Annotated in this window: 27 protein-coding genes, 1 tRNA gene and 1 pseudogene; 23 read left to right on the top strand and 6 right to left on the bottom strand. The window is 41.9% G+C overall.

The window, feature by feature from the left end; all coding sequences use genetic code 11:
- Nucleotides 1–31: 31 nt before the first annotated feature.
- The 4 genes from pstC to pstB (NSQ16_RS12510) are packed head-to-tail and all read left to right on the top strand — an operon-like array spanning nt 32 to nt 3,468.
- Nucleotides 32–961 carry a phosphate ABC transporter permease subunit PstC gene (gene pstC / locus NSQ16_RS12525; protein WP_014477352.1) on the top strand — a complete coding sequence of 310 codons (930 nt, stop codon included), beginning with the start codon at nt 32–34 and terminating at the stop codon, nt 959–961.
- Nucleotides 961–1,845, top strand: a complete 885-nt coding sequence (gene pstA / locus NSQ16_RS12520) for a phosphate ABC transporter permease PstA (RefSeq protein WP_029317900.1) — start codon at nt 961–963, stop codon at nt 1,843–1,845. Before pstC ends, pstA begins: the two co-directional genes overlap by 1 nt.
- Before the next feature lie 20 nt (nt 1,846–1,865).
- A complete protein-coding gene (gene pstB, locus NSQ16_RS12515; RefSeq protein WP_015384102.1) occupies nt 1,866–2,675 on the top strand; it encodes a phosphate ABC transporter ATP-binding protein PstB in 810 nt (269 codons plus the stop codon).
- Nucleotides 2,676–2,685: 10 nt separating this feature from the next.
- Nucleotides 2,686–3,468, top strand: a complete 783-nt coding sequence (gene pstB, locus NSQ16_RS12510) for a phosphate ABC transporter ATP-binding protein PstB (protein ID WP_014480273.1) — start codon at nt 2,686–2,688, stop codon at nt 3,466–3,468.
- A 29-nt stretch (nt 3,469–3,497) separates the two neighbouring features.
- Here the strand turns inward: pstB (NSQ16_RS12510) and NSQ16_RS12505 are convergent, their stop codons facing one another.
- On the bottom strand, nt 3,498–3,962 hold the full coding sequence (locus tag NSQ16_RS12505) for an endolytic transglycosylase MltG (RefSeq protein WP_042976512.1): 465 nt from the start codon (nt 3,960–3,962) through the stop codon (nt 3,498–3,500).
- Nucleotides 3,959–4,312 carry a hypothetical protein gene (locus tag NSQ16_RS12500; RefSeq protein ID WP_003245993.1) on the bottom strand — a complete coding sequence of 118 codons (354 nt, stop codon included), beginning with the start codon at nt 4,310–4,312 and terminating at the stop codon, nt 3,959–3,961. Before NSQ16_RS12500 ends, NSQ16_RS12505 begins: the two co-directional genes overlap by 4 nt.
- Before the next feature lie 179 nt (nt 4,313–4,491).
- Between NSQ16_RS12500 and NSQ16_RS12495 the strand changes: the two genes are divergently transcribed.
- The 12 genes and pseudogenes from NSQ16_RS12495 to NSQ16_RS12440 all read left to right on the top strand — a co-directional run bounded on the left by NSQ16_RS12495 (nt 4,492) and on the right by NSQ16_RS12440 (nt 14,704).
- Nucleotides 4,492–4,962: a hypothetical protein gene (locus NSQ16_RS12495; RefSeq protein WP_144483085.1), complete on the top strand. Its 471-nt coding sequence runs from the start codon at nt 4,492–4,494 to the stop codon at nt 4,960–4,962.
- Nucleotides 4,959–5,983, top strand: a pseudogene (locus NSQ16_RS12490) (glycosyltransferase family 4 protein). Before NSQ16_RS12495 ends, NSQ16_RS12490 begins: the two are co-directional and overlap by 4 nt.
- An 83-nt stretch (nt 5,984–6,066) precedes the next feature.
- On the top strand, nt 6,067–6,216 hold the full coding sequence (rpmG, locus tag NSQ16_RS12485) for a 50S ribosomal protein L33 (RefSeq protein WP_003153056.1): 150 nt from the start codon (nt 6,067–6,069) through the stop codon (nt 6,214–6,216).
- Nucleotides 6,217–6,300: 84 nt separating this feature from the next.
- Nucleotides 6,301–6,864, top strand: coding sequence for a 5-formyltetrahydrofolate cyclo-ligase (locus tag NSQ16_RS12480; protein WP_015714266.1), 564 nt, complete (start codon nt 6,301–6,303; stop codon nt 6,862–6,864).
- Between the two features lie 66 nt (nt 6,865–6,930).
- Nucleotides 6,931–7,104, top strand: a complete 174-nt coding sequence (locus tag NSQ16_RS12475) for a hypothetical protein (RefSeq protein ID WP_003230126.1) — start codon at nt 6,931–6,933, stop codon at nt 7,102–7,104.
- A gap of 89 nt (nt 7,105–7,193) precedes the next feature.
- Nucleotides 7,194–8,717: a rhomboid protease YqgP gene (gene yqgP / locus NSQ16_RS12470; protein WP_003230128.1), complete on the top strand. Its 1,524-nt coding sequence runs from the start codon at nt 7,194–7,196 to the stop codon at nt 8,715–8,717.
- Between the two features lie 109 nt (nt 8,718–8,826).
- Nucleotides 8,827–9,042, top strand: coding sequence for a YqgQ family protein (locus NSQ16_RS12465; protein ID WP_004399107.1), 216 nt, complete (start codon nt 8,827–8,829; stop codon nt 9,040–9,042).
- 10 nt (nt 9,043–9,052) lie between these two features.
- Nucleotides 9,053–10,018 (top strand): glucose kinase GlcK, encoded by a 966-nt coding sequence (glcK, locus tag NSQ16_RS12460; protein ID WP_230488258.1) that lies wholly within the window; start codon nt 9,053–9,055, stop codon nt 10,016–10,018.
- A 116-nt stretch (nt 10,019–10,134) separates the two neighbouring features.
- Nucleotides 10,135–12,051, top strand: coding sequence for an LTA synthase family protein (locus NSQ16_RS12455; protein WP_230488257.1), 1,917 nt, complete (start codon nt 10,135–10,137; stop codon nt 12,049–12,051).
- 82 nt (nt 12,052–12,133) lie between these two features.
- Nucleotides 12,134–13,264, top strand: coding sequence for a M14 family metallocarboxypeptidase (locus NSQ16_RS12450; protein ID WP_144483385.1), 1,131 nt, complete (start codon nt 12,134–12,136; stop codon nt 13,262–13,264).
- A gap of 61 nt (nt 13,265–13,325) precedes the next feature.
- Nucleotides 13,326–14,387 (top strand): hypothetical protein, encoded by a 1,062-nt coding sequence (locus NSQ16_RS12445; protein ID WP_230488256.1) that lies wholly within the window; start codon nt 13,326–13,328, stop codon nt 14,385–14,387.
- Nucleotides 14,388–14,389: 2 nt separating this feature from the next.
- A complete protein-coding gene (locus tag NSQ16_RS12440) occupies nt 14,390–14,704 on the top strand; it encodes an MTH1187 family thiamine-binding protein (protein WP_003230139.1) in 315 nt (104 codons plus the stop codon).
- A 31-nt stretch (nt 14,705–14,735) separates the two neighbouring features.
- Here the strand turns inward: NSQ16_RS12440 and NSQ16_RS12435 are convergent, their stop codons facing one another.
- Nucleotides 14,736–14,909 carry a DUF2759 family protein gene (locus tag NSQ16_RS12435; protein ID WP_003230141.1) on the bottom strand — a complete coding sequence of 58 codons (174 nt, stop codon included), beginning with the start codon at nt 14,907–14,909 and terminating at the stop codon, nt 14,736–14,738.
- A gap of 156 nt (nt 14,910–15,065) precedes the next feature.
- Here NSQ16_RS12435 and NSQ16_RS12430 point away from each other — a divergent pair, with 156 nt between their 5' ends.
- The gene (locus NSQ16_RS12430) at nt 15,066–15,701 is read left to right on the top strand and encodes an MBL fold metallo-hydrolase (RefSeq protein WP_042976503.1); all 636 of its coding nucleotides are present in this window, start codon (nt 15,066–15,068) and stop codon (nt 15,699–15,701) included.
- Between the two features lie 39 nt (nt 15,702–15,740).
- Here the strand turns inward: NSQ16_RS12430 and NSQ16_RS12425 are convergent, their stop codons facing one another.
- Complete coding sequence (locus tag NSQ16_RS12425; RefSeq protein WP_003226300.1) at nt 15,741–15,986, bottom strand: DUF2626 domain-containing protein; 246 nt, start codon at nt 15,984–15,986, stop codon at nt 15,741–15,743.
- Nucleotides 15,987–16,217: 231 nt separating this feature from the next.
- Between NSQ16_RS12425 and mgsR the strand changes: the two genes are divergently transcribed.
- Nucleotides 16,218–16,598 (top strand): transcriptional regulator MgsR, encoded by a 381-nt coding sequence (gene mgsR, locus NSQ16_RS12420; protein WP_003230147.1) that lies wholly within the window; start codon nt 16,218–16,220, stop codon nt 16,596–16,598.
- Nucleotides 16,599–16,664: 66 nt separating this feature from the next.
- Here the strand turns inward: mgsR and NSQ16_RS12415 are convergent.
- Nucleotides 16,665–16,735 (bottom strand) — tRNA-Gln (locus NSQ16_RS12415).
- Between the two features lie 85 nt (nt 16,736–16,820).
- Here NSQ16_RS12415 and rsbRD point away from each other — a divergent pair.
- Nucleotides 16,821–17,657: an RsbT co-antagonist protein RsbRD gene (gene rsbRD / locus NSQ16_RS12410; protein WP_230488255.1), complete on the top strand. Its 837-nt coding sequence runs from the start codon at nt 16,821–16,823 to the stop codon at nt 17,655–17,657.
- Between the two features lie 52 nt (nt 17,658–17,709).
- Here the strand turns inward: rsbRD and NSQ16_RS12405 are convergent, their stop codons facing one another.
- Complete coding sequence (locus NSQ16_RS12405) at nt 17,710–19,038, bottom strand: hemolysin family protein (RefSeq protein ID WP_003230150.1); 1,329 nt, start codon at nt 19,036–19,038, stop codon at nt 17,710–17,712.
- A gap of 142 nt (nt 19,039–19,180) precedes the next feature.
- On the opposite strand from NSQ16_RS12405, the gene corA reads away from it, so the two are divergent.
- The 4 genes from corA (at nt 19,181) to comGB (ending at nt 22,640) form a co-directional block, all read left to right on the top strand.
- Nucleotides 19,181–20,134, top strand: a complete 954-nt coding sequence (gene corA, locus NSQ16_RS12400; RefSeq protein ID WP_004399136.1) for a magnesium transporter CorA — start codon at nt 19,181–19,183, stop codon at nt 20,132–20,134.
- Between the two features lies 1 nt (nt 20,135).
- Nucleotides 20,136–20,318, top strand: coding sequence for a hypothetical protein (locus tag NSQ16_RS12395; protein WP_116316544.1), 183 nt, complete (start codon nt 20,136–20,138; stop codon nt 20,316–20,318).
- Between the two features lie 227 nt (nt 20,319–20,545).
- Nucleotides 20,546–21,616 (top strand): competence protein ComGA, encoded by a 1,071-nt coding sequence (gene comGA / locus NSQ16_RS12390; RefSeq protein WP_015714258.1) that lies wholly within the window; start codon nt 20,546–20,548, stop codon nt 21,614–21,616.
- Nucleotides 21,603–22,640 carry a comG operon protein ComGB gene (gene comGB / locus NSQ16_RS12385; RefSeq protein ID WP_072175548.1) on the top strand — a complete coding sequence of 346 codons (1,038 nt, stop codon included), beginning with the start codon at nt 21,603–21,605 and terminating at the stop codon, nt 22,638–22,640. The genes comGA and comGB overlap by 14 nt, the downstream gene beginning before the upstream one ends.
- The last annotated feature ends 7 nt before the right edge of the window (nt 22,641–22,647 follow it).

Genomic DNA, 22,647 nt, shown 5'->3' with positions numbered 1-22,647 from the left:
CCTCTTAACACATTCATAGGAGTGTAAAACAATGATAAACAATAGAGAAAATATGTCTGTGAGCGAGCGTTTAATCAGCTCAAGGCAAAATCGGCAATTGGATGAAGTTCGGGGAAGAATGATTGTGACAGCATGTGCGCTGATTATGATTGCGGCATCTGTTGCAATCACCATTTTCCTCGGCGTGAAGGGGCTGCAATCTTTTCTTGTAAATGGTGTAAGCCCAATTGAATTCTTAACGAGCTTAAATTGGAATCCTACAGATAGTGATCCGAAATACGGAGTGCTGCCATTTATTTTTGGCTCATTTGCAGTAACGATTCTTTCTGCTCTAATCGCTGCGCCGCTTGGCATTGCAGGTGCAATTTTTATGACAGAGATTGCCCCGAATTGGGGAAAGAAAGTGCTGCAGCCGGTGATTGAGCTTTTAGTCGGTATTCCATCTGTTGTTTATGGATTCATAGGTCTTACAGTATTGGTGCCGTTTATCGCCCAGTTCAAATCGAGCGGAACAGGGCACAGTTTATTGGCGGGAACGATTGTCCTTTCCGTCATGATTCTGCCGACGATCACATCGATTTCTGCTGATGCAATGGCTTCTCTTCCGAAGAGTTTACGAGAGGGTTCTTACGCGCTCGGTGCGACAAGATGGCAGACAATCAGAAAAGTACTTGTGCCTGCAGCTTTTCCAACATTGATGACAGCTGTTGTGTTAGGCATGGCTCGGGCGTTCGGTGAAGCTTTGGCTGTTCAGATGGTCATTGGAAATACAAGAGTATTGCCGGAAAGCCTGTTTGACACTGCGGGAACGCTGACAACGATCATCACGCTGAATATGGGCCACACCACATACGGAAGTGTTGAAAACAATACGCTGTGGTCAATGGGACTTGTGCTTCTGGTGATGTCATTCTTGTTCATCCTGCTTATTCGCTACTTGTCATCTAGGAGGAAAGTGTAATGAACCGCAAAATAACAGATAAACTGGCGACCGGAATGTTTGGTTTGTGTGCAGCCATTATCGCTGCCATTTTAGTAGGTTTGTTTTCCTATATTATTATAAACGGTGTTTCTCAGCTCAGTTTGCAATTTATTACAACAAAATCGAGCGCCATTGCAGCTGGAGGAGGCATACGAGATCAGCTGTTTAACTCCTTTTATATTTTGTTTATTACAATGCTGATTACAATCCCGCTCGGTGTGGGCGGCGGAGTCTTCATGGCTGAATACGCGCCTAATAACAAAGTAACTGACTTCATCAGAACATGTATAGAGGTGCTTTCATCTCTTCCGTCTATTGTCATTGGGATGTTTGGATTATTGATGTTTGTCAACTTAACAGGCTGGGGATATACGATCATAGGCGGGGCGCTTGCGTTAACTGTTTTTAACCTTCCTGTCATGGTGCGTGTGACAGAAGACGCGATCCGTTCAGTCCCTAAAGATCTGAAGGAAGCCTCTCTCGCTTTAGGTGTATCACGCTGGCATACCGTAAAAACAGTTTTAATTCCAAGTGCGATTCCTTCTATCATCACAGGAGCAATTTTAGCGTCAGGAAGGGTGTTCGGGGAAGCGGCCGCATTATTATTTACGGCAGGCCTGACAACACCGCGTCTTAATTTTACGGAGTGGAACCCGTTTTCGGAAACATCACCGCTTAATATTTTCAGGCCCGCTGAAACACTTGCGGTCCACATTTGGAACGTCAATACACAAGGAATGATTCCGGATGCTGAAGCGATTGCCAACGGTGGTTCTGCCGTGCTGGTGATTTCTGTTCTTGTGTTTAATCTCGCGGCGAGATGGCTTGGCACGATGATCTACAAAAAGCTTACGGCAAATTAGAACGGAAAGAGGCGAAAAACATGTCTGAACAAATGGTAAAAGAAAAACCTGAGCGAGCTGTTATTGTTCCGAAGCAGAATCACGTGCTTGAGGTCAAAGATCTGTCTATTTTTTACGGAAATAAACAAGCCGTTCATCATGTAAACATGGATATTGAAAAAAATGCGGTGACTGCTTTAATTGGGCCGTCGGGATGCGGAAAATCTACTTTTTTGAGAAATATTAACCGAATGAACGATTTAATTCCATCTGCAAGAGCGGAAGGTGAAATCCTTTATGAAGGATTAAATATATTGGGCGGCAATATTAACGTTGTCAGCTTGAGAAGAGAAATCGGAATGGTTTTTCAAAAACCAAATCCATTTCCGAAATCGATCTATGCGAATATCACACATGCATTGAAATATGCCGGAGAGCGGAATAAAGCTGTTTTAGATGAAATTGTGGAAGAAAGTTTAACAAAAGCGGCCCTCTGGGATGAGGTGAAGGATCGTTTACATTCATCCGCACTCTCGTTATCCGGCGGCCAGCAGCAGCGTTTATGCATCGCGAGAACGCTTGCGATGAAGCCGGCTGTTCTTCTGCTTGATGAACCAGCTTCAGCGCTTGATCCGATTTCAAATGCGAAAATAGAGGAATTAATTACAGGATTGAAAAGAGAATACTCAATTATTATTGTCACGCACAATATGCAGCAGGCTCTGCGGGTTTCTGACCGGACGGCATTCTTTTTAAACGGCGAGCTTGTAGAATACGGACAGACCGAACAGATTTTCACGAGTCCGAAAAAGCAAAAGACAGAGGATTATATTAACGGGAAATTCGGATAGGAGGGCGGCAATGAGTATTGCTACCGAAGCTGTAATGAAACAGGAAGTCTATCAAGTCAATGGAATGAACTTATGGTATGGACAGCATCATGCTTTAAAAAATATCAATTTGAGCATTTATGAAAATGAGGTTACGGCGATTATCGGTCCATCCGGATGCGGGAAATCGACCTTTATCAAGACATTGAATTTAATGATTCAAATGACGCCAAATGTAAAGCTTGCAGGTGAGCTGAACTATAATGGCAGCAATATTTTAAAGGATAAAGTGGACATCGTGGATTTACGGAAAAATATCGGCATGGTATTCCAAAAAGGGAACCCGTTTCCGCAATCTATTTTTGATAATGTGGCTTACGGACCGAGAGTCCACGGCACCAAAAATAAGAAGAAGCTTCAGGAAATTGTGGAAAAGTCATTAAAAGACGTGGCGTTATGGGATGAGGTGAAGGATCGATTGCATACGTCCGCTCTTTCGCTGTCAGGGGGCCAGCAGCAGCGTCTTTGCATCGCCAGAGCACTTGCGACCAATCCTGATATTTTGCTGATGGATGAACCGACATCTGCACTAGATCCAATCTCAACGAGAAAAATTGAAGAACTCATTCTAGAGCTGAAAAATAAATATACAATTGTCATTGTCACGCATAACATGCAGCAGGCAGCAAGGGTTTCTGATCAAACCGCCTTTTTCTACATGGGCGAGCTTGTTGAATGCGACAATACGAATAAAATGTTCTCTAACCCGAAGGACCAAAGAACGCTCGATTACATTTCAGGAAAGTTTGGATGAAAAAAAACAGGCTGACTCAGCCTGTTTTTTTATCGTGTTAACGTTTTTACGATCTTTTTGAAACTCATGTCTGATTTTACTTTAAACTCGCCGGCACGAATTTCTTTGTGATAGCCGGCATCAATGACATAGTCATTAAAGTCTTGAGCCGAAGAGATAATGCCCTCTTTTTCAAGAATAGCAGATACATCCGCAGTGCTCATGCCATCTTTAATTTTGAGCTTGTACGTTTTGACTTTGTCTGTTTTCGTGTCTGAGCTGCTGTCATCGGTCAACGATTTCTCTTTTGAATCAAGAAGTTTTTGATATTCATCACGGTTCACAGAAACCATTTTTTTAGAATCAAGGTAATTGTTCACGTCTTGTTCAGTTACTGTTTTATTTTCTTTTACAGCAGCGGCCTGGTCTTCGTCAGTCAGATAAAAAACAGCTGCAAGAACGGCTGTCGCTAAAATGATGCCGCCAGCAAATGCCTGAATGCCCCGTTTTGTCATACGAGCACCTTCTCATTATCTTTGATAATCGTATTCACGTCTTCCACTGATACATGCTCAGCTTTAGCAATCGCTTCAGCTGACATACCGTTATTATATTTAGAAAGTATTTGTTTAGCGATTTTTTGATTGATGTCGTTCTGCTTTGATTTGCGAATGACAAGGTTTGTTTCCAGTAATTCTTCCTCAAGCACTGTCATTTTCTTTTTGAGCTTGTAAATTTCCTGCATCGCAGAAAGCTGCAGTGTTTCGAGCTCCTGTTCTACATCTTTCATCGGGTCTCTTTGAGAATATGAGAATGCAATTAGCGCTATACTGACGATAAACAACGCAATAATAGCAATTTCCACGTTTCATCACCTTCTATTCTTTTTTTATCCTTCTTTTTTATACCATAAAACCAATAGTTTCTAAAGGAATTCGCGAAAAAAACGAGATTTTGTCGAGAAATCTTTCTTCGCTTCTTCTTCATGTAATGGTTTAATAGGAACACGAAGTGAACGATTGGAAAGGAGAATGTTAGGAGTCCATGGATAAACACCCATTTCCCTATAATATACGACATAAGCTTTCCTTTTTTAGGGACACATTCGACATGATCATTCAAAACGCTCACACCTTGACCGTAACCTGGGAAATCTCAGAAGAAACAATGCGGCTGGCTGAAGCGGTCCTTTTCGAAAAAACGCAGGATATGATAAAAGAATTGCGCATTGTCATCAAAAGAAAAGACATTGAAGCTGTCAGGACAAAACGCACAACGTATGATAAAGGAGAATGGACGATTAGACAGGCGGCTGGTGATGCTGTATATCGGGCTGAATACAGAATTGTGAATTCAATGAATGTCTCTCTCAAGCTTGCCGGTACAGACGACATCTATCTTGATGAAAATGGGATTCGTCATATAAACAGTTTTCAGATTGAAGAAGCGCACACCAGGTGGGAGGCGCAATTTTCTGCATACACCTGTTATGGGAGAGGGGAAAAAGAACGGTGAACATTCTCATGCTTTCACCCGAACATCCCGATGAGCCGAAAAGCGGGCTCGGTGTCCATTTAAACCGCCTCATTTCCTATTTAAACCCTCATATCAACATTACGGTTTTTACTCCGAGCGGGCAGCTGTTTTCGTATGCGAAGTTTGAAGATTACATAGCTGATGCTAACTTTACAATGGTTCGCCATGTGTTATCACACAATAAACGCTTTGATCTGATTCATGCCCATGATGACACAACTGCCCCTGCCGCCCAGTATTTGAAACAACGGCTTGGCCTTCCGCTTGCTGCGACAATCCACGGTCTTGAAAGCGAAAGGAAGAAGGTGTGCCGAGAAGCCCCACACCCATACAGGCTCAAGACCGAACGGCTCCTTATAAGGCAGCACATAAAAAAATAACCGTTATCCCAAGCCCTGCATCTATGGAGGAAGAGAAGGGGAAAATCCAAAGAAGCATAAATAGAAGATTTCTCTTTTCATATGGAAGGTTCGTTCCGGAAAAAGGATTTTCGCAGCTGTTAAAGGTATTTGCCATCTTGAAGCAGCGTCAGCCAGACCTCTATCTAGTGCTGGCTGGGGAGGGGCCGTCTCTGTCCTGCTATGAGAAATTAGCTGCGGCATATAACCTGAAGGATCGCGTCATGTTCCTGCCGTTTCTCAATAGGAAAGACATCAGAACGTTACTGTCTCAATGTGAAATGGCTGTTTTCCCTAGTTCTTATGAACCGTTTGGGCTTGCCGCGCAAGAAAGCATGGAACAAGGTGTGCTGACTGTCGTTTCTCAGTCGGGTGGTTTTTGTGATTATGCCGTTCATGACAAAACGGCAATCATCGCTAATTTTACGCTCGTACAGGAAGCGGCTGATCTGCTGGACAGCTTTTTAAAAGACCGGGAAAAAGCCCGCCGGATAAAAGAAGCTGGCAGACAACAAGTGTTCAAGCTCCACCACCCCCGACTCATTATGTCATCATATTTGCAGCTTTATGAGCGTATCTTCAATAATTCAGCAATTCATTGAAAAACAGCCTAGCATTCCGTCCATTATAGTGGTATTATATATAAGTCTGAATAAGTAAATGATTTTAGTTTGGAGGGAAAATAATGCGCGTTAATATTACTTTGGCTTGCACTGAATGTGGTGAGCGTAACTATATTTCTAAAAAGAACAAACGCAACAATCCAGACCGCGTTGAATTTAAAAAATATTGCCCACGTGATAAAAAATCTACGTTACACCGTGAAACAAAATAACAGCTTTGCTGTTTGAGGTGTAAGAAAAAAGCCAGAGCTTTGAAAAAGGTTCTGGCTTTTTTTCTATTCCGAGGGGGATGAGAGATGAAATCACAATTAAGAAAAAAGACGCTGGAGGCACTGTCTGCTTTATCAAATGAAGATATTCTTCAAAAAACGGAACGTACGTATAAGTACTTGTTTTCTCTGCCGGAGTGGCAAAATGCCGGCACCATTGCCGTCACTATTTCCAGAGGATTAGAGATACCGACGCGTCCTGTCATTGAGCAGGCTTGGGAAGAAGGGAAACAAGTTTGCATCCCAAAATGCCATCCGGACACGAAGAAAATGCAATTTCGCACATATCAGACTGATGATCAGCTCGAAACCGTGTACGCCGGACTGCTCGAGCCGGTAATTGAAAAAACAAAAGAAGTAAACCCATCACAAATTGACTTGATGATCGTTCCAGGTGTTTGTTTTGATGTTAACGGGTTTAGGGTCGGCTTTGGAGGCGGCTATTATGATCGCTATTTAAGTGAATATGAAGGGAAGACAGTCTCATTGCTTTTGGAGTGCCAGTTGTATGCGCACGTACCCAGTCTGCCACATGACATCCCGGTACATAAGCTGATAACAGAGGATCGGATTATTTCTTGTTTTTCATAACTTTCCTGTCCCTTATTCGAGAATAAATAAGGCAGAATAACAAACCCTATTGGCAGGAGGGATATCATGAAAAAACTTTTGATTTATGCCATTTTCGCGGTTTCTGCCGTCATGTTTTATCAAAATCGCTACCGTCTTATGAATACTGTACTCAGCCAGCCAGGAATCAGGCGGTCTTTTATCCATTTGTTTTTAAGAATTCCATTTATCCGCAATAAGTTTATACAGCAAGCTTTCTAAAATCCCGTGAAAAACGGGATTTTTTGCTTTCAGTAGGCGTTTCGGAGCGCCAGCTGTTATAATGAAAAAAAACTATTGGAGCGGTAAACATGTTTTTGCTGGAGTATACATATTGGAAAATTGCGGCGCACCTGGTGAATAGCGGGTATGGCGTCATACAAGCCGGTGAGTCAGATGAAATATGGCTGGAAGCGCCGGACAAGTCCTCTCATGATCTAGTTCGTCTTTATAAGCACGATCTTGATTTCCGTCAAGAAATGGTTAGAGACATCGAAGAGCAGGCCGAACGAGTAGAACGAGTCAGACATCAATTGGGCAGACGAAGGATGAAGTTGCTGAACGTGTTTTTTTCAACGGAAGCCCCAGTTGATGACTGGGAAGAGATTGCAAAAAAAACTTTTGAGAAGGGAACTGTGTCAGTTGAGCCGGCGATCGTTAGAGGAACGATGCTTCGAGATGATCTTCAAGCGGTTTTTCCATCATTTCGTACAGAAGATTGTTCAGAGGAACACGCTTCGTTTGAAAACGCGCAAATGGCGCGAGAACGCTTCCTTTCGCTAGTGCTGAAACAAGAAGAACAGAGAAAAACTGAAGCGGCGGTTTTTCAAAACGGAAAACCGACTTTTACATATTTATTTATTGCGCTTCAGATCCTGATGTTTTTCTTGCTCGAAATAAACGGAGGCAGCACTAATACGGAGACACTGGTGGCTTTTGGAGCAAAAGAAAACAGCCTGATTGCACAAGGAGAATGGTGGCGGCTTCTGACACCGATCGTGCTTCACATCGGCATAGCGCATTTAGCTTTTAATACGCTGGCTTTATGGTCGGTTGGTACAGCGGTTGAGCGGATGTATGGATCGGGGAGATTTTTGCTGATTTATCTGGCTGCTGGCATTACGGGTTCGATTGCGAGTTTTGTGTTCAGCCCGTATCCTTCGGCAGGGGCATCAGGAGCCATATTCGGATGCTTAGGTGCATTACTGTATGTTGCTTTGTCTAATCGAAAAATGTTTTTAAGAACTATAGGAACCAATATTATTGTCATTATTATCATCAATCTGGGCTTTGGTTTTGCGGTTTCGAATATTGATAATTCAGGACATATCGGCGGCTTGATTGGCGGCTTTTTCGCTGCAGCGGCACTGGGGTTGCCTAAAGCCGGAGCCTTTGGAAAAAGATTGTTGTCAGCGGTTTTGCTGATTGCTTTGGCTGTTGGATTTTTATATTACGGATTGCATTCGCCTTCACACCAGGAGTCAGCGCTGATTCAGCAGGCAAGCGAGCTGTATCAGGAAGGAAAGTATGAAGAAGTAACAGAATTGCTGAACGGAGAAGCAGCGCAAAAAGATGCCTCTGCCGATCTTTTGAAAATTCTTGCTGTTTCTGATATTCAAATCGGCGAATATGATCAGGCGGTTTCCCTTTTGGAACGAGCAGTGAAAAAAGAACCTAAAGACCATGCTTCCTATTACAATTTAGCGTTATTGTATGCGGAAAAAAATGAGCTTGCACAAGCAGAAAAGGCCATCCAGACGGCTGTGAAACTGAAGCCGAAGGAGCAGCGCTACAAGGAGCTGCAGCGGCAAATTGAAAACAATAAAGAATCATAAAGGTGGAATATGGAAAGGAAGCTGGCTTTTTTGTCAGCGTTTTCTTCTTGACTGACCGCTTCCTTATGAATACGCTTATGATAGTTAAGTTCAAGAAATGGTGAGGAAAATGAATACATTTTATGATGTGCAGCAGCTGTTAAAAACGTTTGGCCACATTGTTTATTTTGGAGACAGAGAGCTTGAAATTGAGTTTATGCTGGATGAATTAAAGGAATTATACATGAACCACATGATTGAAAAGGAGCAGTGGGCCAGAGCGGCAGCTGTCCTTCGAAAAGAATTGGAACAAACAAAAAACGGAAGAGATTTTTATAAAGGCTAAGGTGATAAAAATGGACGAGATATGGTTTGCGGGCATTGACCTGGGAGGAACGACGATTAAACTCGCTTTTATTAATCAATATGGCGAAATTCAGCATAAGTGGGAAGTTCCGACTGATAAAACCGGCGACACGATTACTGTCACAATTGCAAAAACAATCGACAGCAAGCTGGATGAGCTGCAAAAACCGAAGCACATCATCAAATACATCGGAATGGGTGCACCAGGCCCTGTAGATATGGCGGCAGGAGTGGTTTATGAAACAGTAAATCTAGGGTGGAAAAATTATGCTTTGAAAAACCATCTGGAGACAGAAACCGGCATCCCAGCTGTTATAGAAAATGACGCGAATATTGCTGCGCTCGGGGAAATGTGGAAGGGAGCGGGTGATGGCGCAAAAGACGTCATTCTCGTGACGCTTGGCACAGGAGTTGGCGGCGGCATCATTGTAAATGGTGAAATTGTACATGGCATAAATGGCGCCGGCGGAGAAATCGGCCATATTTGCAGCATCCCTGAAGGCGGAGCGCCCTGCAACTGCGGAAAAACGGGCTGTATCGAAACAATTGCGTCAGCAACCGGAATTGTAAGAATTGCAAAAGAAAAAATAGCAAATGCTAAAAAGACGACACGTTTACAAGCAACCGAACAATTGTCAGCGCGGGATGTGTTTGAAGCGGCGGGTGAAAATGATGAAATTGCCCTTGAGGTGGTTGATTATGTAGCCAAGCACCTTGGTTTGGTGCTCGGAAATTTGGCAAGCTCGCTTAATCCATCCAAAATCGTTCTTGGCGGCGGCGTATCGAGAGCCGGAGAACTGCTGAGATCAAAAGTCGAGAAATCATTCCGCAAATGCGCGTTTCCGCGGGCAGCCCAAGCTGCTGATATTTCAATCGCAGCACTTGGAAATGATGCCGGCGTTATCGGAGGCGCTTGGATCGCTAAAAATGAATGGCTGAAACATCAAAATTGTTAAAATTGTGTAAATGAAATTGATTTTTTGTTGTGCTCAGGTTAAGATTTAATTTGATGTGTTAATGAGAATGTTGGGAATAGACTGATTTTTTTGAGCGTGCTGCATAGGAGGTTGAAATGCGAAAAACGTTTTTTTCGAAGATTTCATTTATGCTGATTGCCATTTTATTGATGTGGCTGAAAACGTATGCTGTTTACAAAACCAGTTTTCATATTAAAATCGACAATCTAACACAGGAATTTATTCTGTTTATCAACCCATTGAGTTTTTTGTTGCTTATTTTTGGCCTCAGCCTGTTTTTAAAAGGCAAAAACAGAAATCGCTACATTATCGCGATGAGCTGTCTTGTCACATTTGTATTGCTGGCAAATATGGTTTTTTACCGTTTTTACAATGATTTCTTAACAATCCCTGTTCTTTTTCAAACGAGCAATATGGGTGATCTCGGAAGCAGCATCGGAACACTTCTTGAGCCGACAGACCTCCTATTAGCTGTAGATATTGCGGTTTTAATATGGCTTCACATCCGGCAAAAAGCTTTTCAATCGGACATTCCCTCAACGAAAAATGAACGGGCGGCTTATTTTTTGTTCGTTGCTTCTGTTTATTTCTTCAACCTGGGCTTGTCTGAGGCGGAAAGACCTCAGCTATTGACACGCTCATTTGACAGAGAAATGCTTGTTAAAAACATTAGCCTGTTTAATTTTCATATTTACGATGGCGTTCTTCAGTCAAAGCAATCCGCACAGAGAGCGTTGGCAGACAGCAACAGCCTGACGGAGATTGAAAACTACGTAACCGCTAATGCGAAGGATGCCAACAAACGCTTATTCGGCGCTGCAAAAGGAAGGAACGTCATTCTCGTATCCTTAGAGTCGACGCAAAGCTTCGTGATTAATGAAAAATTGAATGGAGAAGAAATCACGCCTTTTCTGAATGACTTTATAAAACAGAGCTACAACTTTAATAATGTTTACCACCAAACAGGCCAGGGGAAAACCTCGGATTCTGAATTTATCGTGGACAATTCACTGTATCCGCTTGGACGAGGTGCCGTGTTTTTTACGAATGCGGGCAATCAATATATGGCCGCTCCTGAAATTTTGAAAAACAGCGGATACTATTCAGCGGTGTTCCACGCTAATAATAAGAGCTTTTGGAATCGTGATTTAATGTACGACTCATTTGAATATGATTCGTTTTTTGATATTAACTCGTATGATGTAACTGACGAAAATTCAGTCGGCTGGGGACTGAAGGATAAAGAATTTTTTGAGCAGTCTTCAGAGCTGATGAAAAATCTGCCTCAGCCGTTTTACTCGAGGCTGATTACACTGACGAACCACTTCCCGTTTGATCTTGATGAAGAGGATCAATTGATTGATGAATATGATTCAAGCAGCCAGACGCTAAATAAATATTTTCCGACAGTGCGTTATCAGGATGAGGCGCTAAAACGGTTTATCGAAAAGCTGAAGGAAGACGGGTTATACGACAACTCTGTTATTGTATTATATGGTGACCATTATGGTATATCAGAAAACCATAATGAAGCGATGGGGCAGTTTTTAGGAAAAGAAATAACTCCATTTGAAGAGGTACAGCTCCAAAAAGTGCCGCTGGTCATTCATATTCCGGGTATTACTGATAAAAAGCCGCAAACCATTGAAACAGTAGGCGGGCAGATTGATATCAGGCCGACGCTGATGAATCTTTTAGGGATTGATACGAAAGATCAAATTCAATTCGGCAACGATCTGCTTTCAGACGAAAAACTGGACTTTGCGGTGCTCCGGGACGGGAGTTTTATCACAGATCAGGTTGTTTATACAGACGGTGCGTGTTATGACAAAGAGACGGGAAAACCGTTAGAAGAGACAAAACAATGTGAAGCATTTGCTGATAAAGCAAAACAGGAGCTATCACTTTCTGATGAAATCATTTATGGGGATTTGTTGCGATTTTATGACCAGAAAAGGCTGGACAATTCGTCAAAACGGAAAGAAAAACAAATGCTTGATCAGGCATCGTAATCACAATGTCTCCCGCGTCAAAGTGAGCGGGAGGCTTTCTTTTTTTAAATACGCTGTCATATAGTAACAAAAAAGGGGAATGATGATGGCGTTTATTACGGTGAAACCTGAGATCAAGAACAATTTGGCCAGAGTGGCGAAAGAACTGAAGATAGACGAGGAATTGCTTAAAAGTGCAAATCGCTCCGCACAAAAACATCAATTGTATTGCCCTGGTTATGTGATAGAGGAGCATAGCGGCAAAGAGCTTCAAACCATTCAGGACATAAAGGGCTTTTTACAGCCTCGGCAGCTGAAACTTTCAGATAGCTGGATTGAGCAAGAGAAAATCTATGATGATTCAGCTGTTGAAAAGGAAATAAAGAAGATTATTGATGTTTTTCCGTTTGTCTCATGCCGGGAAATTGGCCGTTCTGTACTCGGCAGGCCTATCTGGGAGCTGAAGGCTGGTGGGGAGCATGCCGTAAAAAAGGTCCATATGAACGCGTCATTTCATGCGAATGAGTGGATTACAACGTCTGTCCTGCTAAAATGGTTTAAGGAATACTGTATGTCATTATGCTGCAATTCGCCTTTCTTTGGCTTTTCTCCCATAAAGCTGTTTAACAGCACATCCTTATCCCTCGTTCCTCTTGTCAATCCGGATGGCGTTGATCTTGTTTTAAACGGATCAGAAGTCATGGGAGCCAGAAGAGATGAACTCGAAAGGCTAAATGAACATCGTCCAAATTTTAATGAATGGAAGGCGAATATAAACGGGGTTGATTTAAATAAACAATTTCCATCATTATGGGAAATTGAAAAATACCGAAAACCGACAGCACCCAGCTACCGCGATTTTCCGGGAATCTCTCCGCTTACGGAGCCGGAATCTATTGCGATGTACCGGCTGATCACGGAGAATCCGCCTGACAGACTGCTGGCTCTTCATACTCAAGGAGAAGAAATTTATTGGGGCTATAAAGGCCTTGAGCCTGAGGAATCTGCTGCCGTCATAAAGGATTTTGAGGAGTTAAGCGGGAACATTTATAAGGGAGTAAGGGATATAGACAGCTATGCTGGATTTCGTGATTGGTTTATTCACCATTATTTTAAGGAAGGGTATACGGTGGAACTTGGAAAAGGCCAAAATCCTTTGCCGTTTCAGCAGTTTTCACACATATATAACGCCACAAGCGGCATCTTGTGGAGGGCGTTATTTTTTCATGAGTAACTGAAACTTTTTCTTTTTCCTGCCGAAGCAAATATGAGAGAATAAAGATGATCGGAGGGGAATGCTGATGAGATCAGTTTGTTTTATTCTGCTGGCGGTATTGCTGTTTAGTTTATCGGCATGCGAACCATCTCATCAGCAGCAAAAACAGGCATCGGCGGCAAAAGATGAGAAAAAAGACATCATACCGCTTTCCGCGGAAAAAGCGGATGGGGCGGAAGGCTGGCTGAATAACAGCACAATATTATATACTGCGTCTAATCCGACGAAAACAGAGCTTTTTGCGTACCGCATCTTTACAGGCAAAGCGAAAAAGCTCTATCAAACGGATGGTCAAATCGTTGATGTTCAAATCAATGCGAGGGAGCAGATGATTCTGCTGCAAATCACACATAGCCAAAAGACGGCAGTGGTTTTGCTTAATGCAGAAGGAGAGACGCTTTACGAAAAAGATTACGAAACGTATGAGCTTGAGGCTGCTTGGAATCAGTATGATCCTTATCAAATGATGGTGACGGAATTCAATGAAAACTGGGATTTTCATACATATCAGGTGAATGCTAAAAAAGACGAATCTTTCTTAAGCCCAGTACAGGTTCCGTTCATTCATTGGACATCCAAAAATACATTTGATTATGTAAAAGAGGGAAGAGAAGATAAAACAGGGCCTTTATATACGTTCGATACAGCTTCTAAGACGGAACAGAAGCTTGAGGATAACGTTCTATTCTTCGATTCTTTCCATCAAATGAGTTTTACTGTCAAATCAGCTTCCGGAGGAAAAGGGACGTATCAGTTTAAAACGCCGCAATCAACATCACCTGTTACAGCGAAATGGCCGCTCCAAGCGAAATATACAAGTTTGGCTCCAATGGAGTATGACTATGATGATGCAGGAGGCCTGTTTTATACATTCAAACAAAGCGGCGATGCATATAAGCTCGCAGCAATCAATGTAGCATCGGGAGAGACAAAGGATCTTGTGTCTCTGCGGGAAATGGAGCCGATTCAAATATCTCCGAACGGGAAATATGCGTTATACGGCTTTCATTTTGAGCAAATTATTTTATTGAAATCACATGAAACGAAGCAACTCATCATTGATCAAAAGGAGATGGAATAACGATGGCTATCGCAGATGTAACCATTATCCCAATCGGTACGGAAACACCCAGTGTCAGTGCTTACGTAGCCGATGTGCAAAAGATATTAGAAGGATATCAAGCAGAAGGGAAAATCAAATATCAGCTGACACCGATGAATACGTTGATCGAGGGAGAACTCAGTGACCTTTTTGCAGTCATTCAGGCAATTCACGAAGCGCCATTTCAAAAAGGATTGCACAGAGTGGCAACGAATATCCGTATCGATGACAGGCGTGACAAAAAAACGACGCTTGAGAGCAAAATAGAAAGTGTCAATAAACATTTACAGCCATAAAAATAAACCTGTATCCGATCGGATACAGGTTTTAATGTGCGGTTGGATACCCGCTGTTTATTACGGTCATCACGGTAAACCATCCAAAGACAAATAAGGTGGCACCGGCTAATAAAAACCCGAGTATATTTTTATTTCTAACAGAACGCAAGACTCCCCATAAAGCGAAAAGAGCGACAAGGCCGAAAATCACGACAAGTAACATAACACAGCCCCCTTTACATTGAAAAACCTGCAATTCTTTCCAGTTTTATTCTACCTGTTTTTTATAGGTTTGTCGATAGCGTTTTCATTGCGATTGTTTGAATCTTTTTTAAAAAACCCTCATAATAAGAGCATAAAAAAGAAAGAGGTGATAATAGTGAAATGGAGACGAATGCCAGTAGGGCCGATTCAAGCGAACGCATATTTTCTCATCAGTGATGATCAATGCCTGATTTTTGATCCGGGCGGCGAGGGACATAAAATCAATCAATACATAAAAGAAAAAGGGCTGACGCCTTTAGCCATTTTGCTTACACATGCCCATTTTGACCATATTGGGGCGCTTGATGAAGTGAGAGAAAAATGGGATATCCCTGTTTACCTGCATCAAAATGAAAAAAATTGGCTTACGGATGCTTCTTTAAACGGCTCCGGCATGCTGCGAGGGATAGAAGTGACAGCTAAGCCTGCAGATCATCTAATTGAAGGCGACGGTGAGTTGAATATCGGGCCGTTTCATTTGGAAACATTATTTACGCCGGGACATTCACCAGGCAGTGTGTCTTACTACGTGAAAGATGCAGACTTGGTCATCTCCGGAGATGTCTTGTTCCAAGGCGGTATAGGACGTACGGATTTAATAGGCGGCGATCAAGAGACGCTGCTGACGTCCATTCATGAAAAACTGCTTACGCTTCCGGAACACACGCTGGTGTTAAGCGGTCATGGACCTGAAACAAACGTACTGACTGAGCAGGACCAAAATCCGTTTTTAAATGGGTTTTCATTGTAAAAAAAGAGACAAACCGATAAGGTTTGTCTCTTTCTGCATTTAATGGCCTCCGCCGCCGGGCACCATAATAAAAATTGAGTAATATGTAAAGCCGGCGAAGAAAATTGTTAAATAAGCGCCAAAAATATAAATATACATGCGTTCGGTTAAGTTCAAATACGATAGAAACACAAATAAGATCGTCTGTCCAAAAAATAAAAGGGAAGCATCTTTCATATCACCTAAATAAAACATGACTGCAAAAATTCCCGTCCAAAATCCTAACACCCGGAACATGCGATTCATTTTTATCCCCTCCCGAGAGTCCCTCTGACTGTTATTATAATAGATCACACCTAGAAATGTAAACATTTTCATTATTAATATACAAATGGAATTTGTCCCTTTGATTGTGTTTTCTATTGTATGAATGTTTTTTAAAAAATAATCCGAAAAAAGTTCTGTAAATGGTTTAAATGAAAAATGATCCGGGTAGTTATTCTACAAAGAGATGGTTAACTGAGGAGGAAAAAACGAATGGAACAACAATTAACTTTTTACTCATATCCAAGCTGCACGTCATGCCGAAAAACAAAACATTGGCTTAAAGCACATCAAATTGAATTTAACGAACGGCACTTATTCAGAGAAACCCCGACAAGAGAAGAATTAAAGTACATTTTATCGTTAACGACAGAAGGAATTGATGAAATTTTGGCGACAAGAAGCCAGACTTTCAAAAATTTAAATTTAAACATTGAAGAAATGACGGTAAATGAGGTGCTGGAACTTTTAATCGAGAAGCCGAAGCTTTTGCGACGCCCGATTCTAGTAGACAACAAAAAGCTGGTGATTGGTTATAACCCGGGAGAACTGTTGAAGTTATCGAAGAAGAAAACGGTTCATCAATCTGCATGATGAAAAACCGAAGATCCGCTGATTTATTCGAATCAGCTTATCTTCGGTTTTTCACCTGTTCAGAAACTGGGCTAGCTGGATTCGAACCAACGATCACGGAGTCAAAGTCCATTGCCTTACCGCTTGGCTATAGCCCATTGAATCTAAACATAGTATGTGTAAAGGCAGACGCGTTATACATATATAGCGTACATTTTTCAAAACAGGAGGGAGCTCATTAAGATGAAAGCTCTTGATCAGCACTTAACAGAGCACAAAGAAGATATCACGCAACAATGGCTGGAAGTTTGCACATCAACAGGCAGCTGGCTGTATTCAGCGAAAGATCAGCAAAAACTAGAACAAAAGTTAAAAGACCAGCATGAATTATTGGTGACCATCGTAGCAAAATCCCTTAGAAAAGAAGACGTAGAGGATGAGCTCAACCGGTGGTCTCTTCAATGCGCCAGAGACCGTGCCGTTCATGAAGTGACGGTTACACAAAGTGTCGGCCAGTTTAACACTTTCAGGCACATCATGTTTGAATGGATTCAGAAATTCAGCGAAGCTTCTTCTCAAGACATCAGCATTCAGGAATTTTATGAGTGGAGCCGGATCTTGAATCAAAACATTGATGAGATCATCGAAGTGTTTACGGAAGAATATCACCAGGTGACCATGATACAATTAAACGCGCAAAAAGAAATGATTAATGAATTGAGTGCGCCGATTATGCCGATTACTGATGGAATTGGGATTCTTCCGCTTGTCGGTGAAATTGATACGCACAGAGCGAGGACGATTTTGGAGTCTGTGCTGGAGCAGTGCTCAGCGTTAAAGCTCTCGTATTTATTTTTAGATATTTCGGGCGTTCCTATCGTTGATACCATGGTAGCCTATCAAATTTTTAAAGTGATTGACAGCACCAAATTGCTCGGCATTGAGACGATTATTTCAGGAATCAGGCCGGAAATTGCCCAAACTGTCGTGAAGCTGGGTCTGGATTTTTCGAATGTGAAAACCGAGCAAAGTCTTGCTAAAGCCCTGGCCAATAAAGGGTTTAAAATAAAAGAGTGTTGATGCCTTTGCCAAGTTTATCTTGAAAGATAGCAGCTGAACAGCCTTTCACGGGCTATTCAGCTTTTTTAACTTCTATAAATAAAATGTGATGGCTGTTGATGTCTTTTACCTTAAAAGAGTAGCCATCATATTCTATTGTACTTTCAGGCTCAGCGTCTATGTTTTGTGTCAAAAACCAGCCGCCCAAGGTGTCTACTTCTGCGTCTGACAAATCGGTTCCAAGCAGGCTGTTAACATCACTGATTAATAATTTTGCATTTAACAAGTAATGATCCTTTCCAAGTTCGCGGATATGAGGCACTTCATCCGCATCAAATTCATCACGGATTTCTCCTACAATTTCTTCGATAATATCCTCGACAGTGACCAAACCGGACGTCCCGCCATATTCATCTATGAGGATCGCCATATGAGTGCGTTCCTTTTGCATTTTCAGCAGTAGTTTATAAATAGGAATCGTCTCAATGACATGGATAACGGGCTGTACGAAAGGTTCAATTTGATGCTTCTTGATTGAAAAATCTTTCGTCAGCATGGAAAACAGCACTTCTTTCATATTAATCACGCCAATGACGTTATCTTTATCCTCTCTTACAACCGGGTACCGTGTATATTTTGTTTGCTTGACTGTTTCCTGAAGATTTGAAATGGAGTCTTCATCTAGTGACAAACTGACCATTTCATTTCGCGGCACCATAATTTCCTTTGCCATTCGTTTATCAAAGGTGAAGATATTATTCATGTACTTTAATTCACTTTTTCTGATCTCGCCGCTTTTATAGCTTTCAGCCAATAGGACCCGAAGTTCTTCCTCTGTATATGCCAGCTCATGCTCTGATGCCGGCTTCAGCCCAAACACTCCTGTAATCAATCGGGCAGAGTGGTTCAACAGCCAAATGAATGGAAACATGATCTTATAAAACCAAATAAGCGGTTTAGCGAACAACAAGGTAATGCTTTCTGCTTTTTGAATGGCGAAACTCTTTGGAGCCAGCTCCCCGATAACGACATTTAAATACGTAACCGCTAAAAATGCGATGACGAGTGAAAGCAGGTGGGTAAGCGATTCATTTAAGCCTGCTTTATGAAAAAGCGGTCGAAGCAGAGTTTGCACAGTCGGTTCCCCAAGCCATCCCAGTCCTAAGGCTGCGACTGTGATGCCCAGCTGACAGGCTGATAAATATTCATCAAGGTGAGTGATGACATGCTTTGCCGCTTTAGCACCTTTCTTTCCTTTTGCGACAAGCTGATCAATTTTGGATCGCCGCACTTTTACGATTGAAAATTCTACGGCAACAAAAAATCCTGTTAACAAAATGAGAATAGCTACTGCTAGTAAATTGACAAATTCCAAAACAACTGCCTTCTCCAAGGAAGGCATGCACCTCCCTTTTCCGATGTCTTTCTACATTCCATACCACCTGAAAATGCTCATAAAACATGTGTTGAAGCGGCAGACTGGTTTAGTGACACGGTTATTGGGCAATTAAAGAATAAAGAAAAAAAGTTTGGAGGAGCTTGACATGAAGGCACATACGGGAAAGGATTGGTTTTGGTACCAAATGGGGCCTCAAGAAAGAAGTAAGGCAAGGGATCTAATCCATTTTTCTCACTGGCCTCAGTGTGAAAAGTGGTTTGAAAATAACCATCACGTTAATTTTTTGCGAGTAGATACAACTGAAACGGAAAATGAAGCGGTATTTGGGTCGATTGTTTATGATCAGGGGCTTGGTGAAGAAAAAGACCATACTGTTTTTCACTTTTATATCACCAGACAATATTTTTTTACAATCAACTTTGACTTTTCAATTTTGAGAGAGATTAAAGGAAAAGAAGTTGTTCGGCAAATGGAAAGAGCGGACAATGCGATAGAGGGGTTTTTAATTCTTCTCGGCGAACTAATGAATGCGTATTTAATCGGTGTTGATGAATTTGAAGTAAAGCTGAGAAAGCTCAGATGGCAAATTAAAGACGACAATAGCAAAAGCATTTTAAACCGCGTCCATCTCCTGCGCCATGAACTGATGATTTGGAAAAATTTGATATTAAGCGCTAAAAAAATTGAAATGGCGTTGAAAGAAACCTTTTTACCTCAAAATGAAGGGAAAAAGGATTATCAGCGGACACAACTGAAAATTGACAGGGGATTTACATACATCAGCGAATTTGAAGGGGAGCTTAACAATCTGCTGCATTCAGAGGAAGTCATTACCTCACATAGGGGGAATGAAATTGTAAAAGCGCTGACCATTTTTACGACGCTTTTTACGCCGATTACAGCTCTGGGGGCCTTATGGGGGATGAACTTTTCAGTGATGCCGGAACTGAATTGGAAATACGGATATCTCTTTTCTCTCTTATTGATTGTCACATCTACAGTTCTGATCTATCTCTATTTGAGGAAAAAAGGCTGGACGGGAGATATGCTGCAGGAGCGGAAGAAGAAAAAGAAACCTCGAAAAAGGCGGACTCTATAGGATGTTTCATATTTTGTGCAGCGTGCCCCGCTTCTTCACCAGACATATCAGGGTGACCGGATACGATTTCAAGGCGCTTATGGCAGAGCATCAAATCCGTCGTTTACCGATACTTGAATATGGCCAAATTGCCGGTAATGTTGCATTAGGCGACCTTTCCGTTGAGAAAGATACTGGTCAATAAGCGAAAACAGCATAATGAAAATGGAATCTAGCAGGCATGGTGACCATGTCTGCTTTTTTATTTATAGGGAAAATTATAATGACAGGGGCACATTCAGTTGAAAGTCTTTTTTCTTGCCAGAAAGAATTGGTTTTTCAGCATATAACATCTCACAAAATCACGTTTTCCCTGTTTGATTACCCTTTCTTCTTTTTCTACAATATGCGTTGAAAGGAGAGGGAATCAAATTGGATTCAATAGAAAAGGTAAGCAAAAACTTGATTGAAGAGGCATATCTAACAAAGGCTTCTGATATTCACATTGTGCCGAGGGAGCGGGACGCTATCATTCATTTTCGGGTCGATCATGCCTTGCTGAAAAAAAGGGACATGAAAAAAGAAGAGTGCGTAAGACTGATTTCACATTTTAAATTTCTTTCAGCAATGGATATAGGTGAAAGGCGAAAGCCGCAAAACGGTTCGCTTACGTTAAAGCTGAAAGAGGGAAATGTTCATTTAAGAATGTCAACGCTGCCCACAATTAATGAAGAAAGCCTCGTGATCAGAGTGATGCCCCAATACAATATCCCTTCGATTGATAAATTGTCGCTATTTCCGAAGACAGGAGCCACATTACTCTCGTTTTTAAAACATTCCCATGGCATGCTCATTTTTACCGGGCCGACTGGTTCAGGGAAGACTACCACATTATACTCTCTCGTTCAATATGCAAAAAAACACTTTAATCGAAATATTGTCACATTAGAGGACCCTGTTGAAACAAGGGACGAAGATGTTCTTCAGGTTCAGGTGAATGAAAAAGCCGGTGTAACTTATTCCACAGGTCTGAAAGCAATTTTGCGCCATGATCCCGATATGATTATTTTAGGTGAGATCAGAGACGCGGAAACAGCTGAAATTGCGGTGCGGGCAGCGATGACGGGACATCTGGTACTGACGAGCCTTCATACGAGAGACGCAAAGGGCGCAATTTACAGACTGCTTGAATTCGGTATCAATATGAATGAAATCGAACAGACTGTCATTGCAATAGCGGCTCAGCGCTTGGTTGATTTGGCTTGCCCGTTTTGTGAAAACGGATGTTCATCAGTGTATTGCCGACAGTCACGAAATACCAGGAGAGCTAGCGTTTATGAGCTTCTATACGGGAAAAATCTTCAGCAATGTATCCAGGAGGCAAAAGGAAATCATGCAAATTACCAATATCAAACGCTTCGTCAAATTATCAGAAAAGGAATTGCACTCGGCTATTTAACGACAAACAACTATGACCGGTGGGTTTATCATGAAAAAGATTAGAAAAGTCTGGTCGTTAAAGGATCAAGCCAGGTTATTAAAGAGGCTCGGTGAAATGACTGCGGGGGGATATACGCTTCTGGATGGATTACGCCTGATGGAACTTCAGATGAATAAGAGGCAGGCGGCTGACTTGACTGATACGGTCACTTGTTTGAGGGAAGGGGCTCCGTTTTATCAAGTACTAAAGAGTTTGTCATTTCATAAGGAAGCCGTAGGTATTTGTTATTTTGCTGAAACACATGGTGAACTGCCTGCTTCCATGATCCAGAGCGGAGAGCTGCTGGAACGAAAAATTGCACAGGCAGACCAGCTGAAAAGAGTGCTGCGCTATCCGCTTTTCCTCATCTTTACGGTCGCTGTCATGTTTTATATGTTACAGTCCATCATCATTCCCCAGTTTTCCGGTATCTATCAATCGATGAATATGGAAACCTCACGTTCAACCGATATGCTTTTTGCTTTTTTTCAGCATATTGATCTTGTGATCATTTTGCTTGTTCTTTTTACAGCAGGTATCGGGATTTATTATTGGCTTGTGTTTAAGAAAAAATCACCTGCCCGGCAAATGCTGATTTGTATCAGGATTCCTTTGGTTGGAAAGCTTGTCAAGCTGTTTAACAGCTACTTTTTTTCTTTGCAGCTAAGCAGCCTTTTAAAATCAGGCCTCTCAATTTATGACAGCCTTAATGCATTTAAACATCAAACGTTTCTCCCTTTCTACCGCTGCGAGGCTGAACAATTGATTGAACGGCTAAAAGCCGGTGAGTCAATTGAATCCGCTATTTGTGGAAGCCCTTTTTATGAAACTGATTTATCAAAAGTCATATCTCACGGCCAGCTGAGCGGCCGATTGGATCGGGAGCTTTTCACATACAGCCAATTCATATTACAGCGGCTGGAACACAAAGCGCAAAAATGGACAGGCATCCTTCAGCCAATGATTTATGGATTTGTTGCAGCGATGATCTTACTTGTGTATTTATCTATGCTTGTGCCTATGTATCAGATGATGAATCAAATGTGAAAGGAAG

Source organism: Bacillus sp. PS108, from assembly GCF_037963335.1.
Taxonomy (GTDB): Bacteria; Bacillota; Bacilli; order Bacillales; family Bacillaceae; genus Bacillus; species Bacillus subtilis.
This window is presented reverse-complemented; position numbering and strand designations above follow the sequence as displayed.

Bases quoted from the DNA above. Each gene is read 5' to 3' on its own strand.
- mgsR (WP_003230147.1), top strand. From the start codon at position 16,218: ATGGAACAACAATTAACTTTTTACTCATATCCAAGCTGCACGTCATGC.
- corA (WP_004399136.1), top strand. From the start codon at position 19,181: ATGAAGGCACATACGGGAAAGGATTGGTTTTGGTACCAAATGGGGCCT.
- NSQ16_RS12440 (WP_003230139.1), top strand. From the start codon at position 14,390: ATGGCTATCGCAGATGTAACCATTATCCCAATCGGTACGGAAACACCC.
- NSQ16_RS12475 (WP_003230126.1), top strand. From the start codon at position 6,931: ATGAAAAAACTTTTGATTTATGCCATTTTCGCGGTTTCTGCCGTCATG.
- NSQ16_RS12495 (WP_144483085.1), top strand. From the start codon at position 4,492: ATGGATAAACACCCATTTCCCTATAATATACGACATAAGCTTTCCTTT.
- NSQ16_RS12395 (WP_116316544.1), top strand. From the start codon at position 20,136: ATGTTTCATATTTTGTGCAGCGTGCCCCGCTTCTTCACCAGACATATC.
- NSQ16_RS12445 (WP_230488256.1), top strand. From the start codon at position 13,326: ATGCTGATGAGATCAGTTTGTTTTATTCTGCTGGCGGTATTGCTGTTT.
- NSQ16_RS12465 (WP_004399107.1), top strand. From the start codon at position 8,827: ATGAATACATTTTATGATGTGCAGCAGCTGTTAAAAACGTTTGGCCAC.
- rpmG (WP_003153056.1), top strand. From the start codon at position 6,067: ATGCGCGTTAATATTACTTTGGCTTGCACTGAATGTGGTGAGCGTAAC.
- NSQ16_RS12450 (WP_144483385.1), top strand. From the start codon at position 12,134: ATGATGGCGTTTATTACGGTGAAACCTGAGATCAAGAACAATTTGGCC.
- NSQ16_RS12425 (WP_003226300.1), bottom strand. From the start codon at position 15,986: ATGAATCGCATGTTCCGGGTGTTAGGATTTTGGACGGGAATTTTTGCA.
- NSQ16_RS12435 (WP_003230141.1), bottom strand. From the start codon at position 14,909: ATGTTACTTGTCGTGATTTTCGGCCTTGTCGCTCTTTTCGCTTTATGG.
- pstB (WP_014480273.1), top strand. From the start codon at position 2,686: ATGAGTATTGCTACCGAAGCTGTAATGAAACAGGAAGTCTATCAAGTC.
- NSQ16_RS12455 (WP_230488257.1), top strand. From the start codon at position 10,135: ATGCGAAAAACGTTTTTTTCGAAGATTTCATTTATGCTGATTGCCATT.
- pstA (WP_029317900.1), top strand. From the start codon at position 961: ATGAACCGCAAAATAACAGATAAACTGGCGACCGGAATGTTTGGTTTG.
- NSQ16_RS12505 (WP_042976512.1), bottom strand. From the start codon at position 3,962: ATGACAAAACGGGGCATTCAGGCATTTGCTGGCGGCATCATTTTAGCG.
- glcK (WP_230488258.1), top strand. From the start codon at position 9,053: ATGGACGAGATATGGTTTGCGGGCATTGACCTGGGAGGAACGACGATT.
- yqgP (WP_003230128.1), top strand. From the start codon at position 7,194: ATGTTTTTGCTGGAGTATACATATTGGAAAATTGCGGCGCACCTGGTG.
- pstB (WP_015384102.1), top strand. From the start codon at position 1,866: ATGTCTGAACAAATGGTAAAAGAAAAACCTGAGCGAGCTGTTATTGTT.
- NSQ16_RS12480 (WP_015714266.1), top strand. From the start codon at position 6,301: ATGAAATCACAATTAAGAAAAAAGACGCTGGAGGCACTGTCTGCTTTA.
- rsbRD (WP_230488255.1), top strand. From the start codon at position 16,821: ATGAAAGCTCTTGATCAGCACTTAACAGAGCACAAAGAAGATATCACG.
- NSQ16_RS12405 (WP_003230150.1), bottom strand. From the start codon at position 19,038: ATGCCTTCCTTGGAGAAGGCAGTTGTTTTGGAATTTGTCAATTTACTA.
- pstC (WP_014477352.1), top strand. From the start codon at position 32: ATGATAAACAATAGAGAAAATATGTCTGTGAGCGAGCGTTTAATCAGC.
- comGB (WP_072175548.1), top strand. From the start codon at position 21,603: ATGAAAAAGATTAGAAAAGTCTGGTCGTTAAAGGATCAAGCCAGGTTA.